The organism is Pseudomonas sp. 8AS (assembly GCF_902506505.1).
GTDB lineage: Bacteria > Pseudomonadota > Gammaproteobacteria > Pseudomonadales > Pseudomonadaceae > Aquipseudomonas.
Window position 1 is genome coordinate 1 of record NZ_LR733407.1, and the last position, 2,596, is coordinate 2,596.

A 2,596-nucleotide genomic window follows, 5' to 3' on the forward strand; every position below is an offset into this window, starting at 1 on the left:
TGCGGATTCCACGCTGACTCGGACACCCATTCCACGCACATCCGGACAGTGATTCCACGCTGATCCGGACACTCATTCCACGAGCATCCGGACACCGATTCCACGGCCATCCGGACACTTTCCAGGCAGGCAGCTACGCAGGATTTATTCACTACCATCGACCTCTTTTTCGAAGCGAAGAGGTCGTCGTGGAGCGTTTATCCATGCGTAAAATCCGAGAGGTGTTGCGCCTCAAGTTCGACTGCGGCCTGTCCGTGCGCAAGATCGCCCGCAGCCTAGGCACTGGCCACAGCAGTGCCGGTGATTACCTCTGTCGCTTTGCCGCCAGCGGTCTCAGTTGGCCCTGTTCGTTGTCCGATGCGGAGTTGGAGCAGCAACTGTTCCCGCCGACACCAGTGGTGCCCAGCGAGCAACGCCCACTGCCTGACTGGGCCTGGGTACATGCCGAGCTACGCCGCCCCGGCGTGACCCTGGCTCTGCTCTGGCAGGAGTACCGCCTGAGCCAGCCACAGGGCTTTCAATACAGCTGGTTCTGCGAAAACTACCGGGCCTGGCAGGGCAAGCTGGATGTGGTGATGCGCCAGGAGCACCGCGTCGGCGAGAAGCTGTTCGTCGACTACGCCGGCCAGACGGTGCGAGTGATCGACCGCCACAGCGGCGAGATCCGCCAGGCACAGGTGTTCGTCGCGGTACTCGGCGCCTCCAGCTACACCTTCGCCGAAGCCACTTGGTCGCAGCAGTTGCCGGACTGGCTCGGCTCCCACGCCCGTTGCTTCGCCTTCCTCGGCGGGGTTCCGGAGATCGTGGTGCCGGACAACCTGCGCAGCGCGGTGAGCAAGGCCCATCGCTACGAACCGGATATCAACCCCAGCTACCGCGACCTGGCCGAGCATTACGGCGTGGCGGTGGTGCCGGCGCGAGCGCGTAAGCCGCGCGATAAGGCCAAAGCCGAGGTCGGCGTGCAGGTGGTCGAGCGCTGGATCCTCGCCGCACTGAGGAACCGCCAGTTCTTCTCCCTGGACGAACTCAACCGGGCCATCGCCGTGCTGCTGGAGCGGCTGAACCAGCGACCGTTCAAGAAGCTGCCGGGCTCACGACAGTCGGCCTTCGACAGCCTGGATCGACCCGCCCTGCGCCCGCTGCCGGAGCAGCCTTACGTCTATGCCGAGTGGAAGAAGGCGCGTGCGCACATCGACTACCACGTCGAGGTCGATGGCCATTACTACTCGGTGCCCTACCAGTTGGTGAAGAAGCAGCTGGAGGTGCGCCTGACGGCGCACACCGTGGAGTGCTTCCACGCCAACCAGCGGGTGGCCAGTCATGTGCGTTCCTGGCACAAGGGCCGGCACAGCACGCAAGCCGAGCACATGCCCAAGAGCCATCGCGAGCATGCCGAGTGGACGCCGCAGCGGCTGATCCGCTGGGCCGAGCAGACCGGGCCGAACACCGCCAGCGTGATCGGCCACATCCTCGAACGGCGTGTGCATCCGCAGCATGGCTACCGTGCCTGTCTGGGCATCCTACGCCTCGGCAAGCACCACGGCGAAGAGCGGCTGGAAGCCGCCTGCCAACGCGCCCTGAGCCTCGGTGCCTGTAGCTACAAGAGCCTCGAATCGATCCTGCGCCAGGGTCTGGAAAATCTGCCACTGGCTCAAGCCAACCTGCCTCTGCTGCCGGACGACCACGCCAACCTGCGTGGCCCCGGCTACTACCACTGACTCCAAGGAACTCCACCATGCTGCCTCACCCGACCCTGGACAAGCTCCAGTCCCTGCGCCTGCACGGCATGCTCAAGGCCCTCGCCGAGCAACTGAAAACCCCGGACATCGACAGCCTGAGCTTCGAGGAACGCCTCGGCCTGCTGGTCGACCGCGAGCTGACCGAGCGCGACGACAAGCGCCTGAGCAGCCGCCTGCGCCAGGCCCGGCTCAAGCACAACGCCTGCCTCGAAGACATCGACTACCGCAGCCCACGCGGCCTCGACAAGGCGCTGATCCTCCAGCTGCGCAGCGGCCAGTGGCTACGCGACGGCCTCAACCTGATCATCGGCGGCCCCACCGGCGTGGGTAAAACCTGGCTGGCCTGCGCCCTGGCCCACCAGGCCTGCCGAGGTGGCTACAGCGTGCGTTACCTGCGCTTGCCGCGCCTGCTGGAAGAGCTGGGCCTGGCCCACGGCGACGGCCGCTTCGCCAAGCTGATGAGCAGCTACGCCAAGACCGACCTGCTGATCCTCGACGACTGGGGCCTGGCCCCGTTCACCGCCGAACAGCGGCGCGACATGCTGGAGCTACTGGACGACCGCTACGGCCAGCACTCGACCATCGTGACCAGCCAGATGCCGGTGGATAACTGGCACGAATTGATCGGCGATCCGACCCTGGCCGACGCCATCCTCGATCGCCTGGTGCACAACGCCTACCGGATCAATCTTAAGGGCGAATCGATGCGCAAGCGGGCGAAGAAATTGACGACGCCGGGCACCTCAGACTAACAATGCCACTCCTGCGTCGCTGCGCTCCGACTGCCTGTCCGAATGATCGTGGAACAGGTGTCCGGATCAGCGTGGGCTGAGTGTCCGAATGGCGTGGAATCCGCA

2 protein-coding genes are annotated in these 2,596 nt (G+C 65.1%); both read left to right on the top strand.

The annotated features are described in order from the left end of the window. The first annotated feature begins 203 nt into the window (after positions 1-203). The gene (istA, locus tag GV001_RS19970; protein ID WP_160083489.1) at positions 204-1,718 is read left to right on the top strand and encodes an IS21 family transposase; all 1,515 of its coding nucleotides are present in this window, start codon (positions 204-206) and stop codon (positions 1,716-1,718) included. Positions 1,719-1,735: 17 nt separating this feature from the next. Beyond that, a complete protein-coding gene (gene istB / locus GV001_RS19975) occupies positions 1,736-2,491 on the top strand; it encodes an IS21-like element ISUnCu3 family helper ATPase IstB (RefSeq protein ID WP_160083491.1) in 756 nt (251 codons plus the stop codon). The last annotated feature ends 105 nt before the right edge of the window (positions 2,492-2,596 follow it).

Coding starts and splice junctions, on each gene's coding strand:
- istB (WP_160083491.1), top strand. CDS start 1,736: ATGCTGCCTCACCCGACCCTGGACAAGCTCCAGTCCCTGCGCCTGCAC.
- istA (WP_160083489.1), top strand. CDS start 204: ATGCGTAAAATCCGAGAGGTGTTGCGCCTCAAGTTCGACTGCGGCCTG.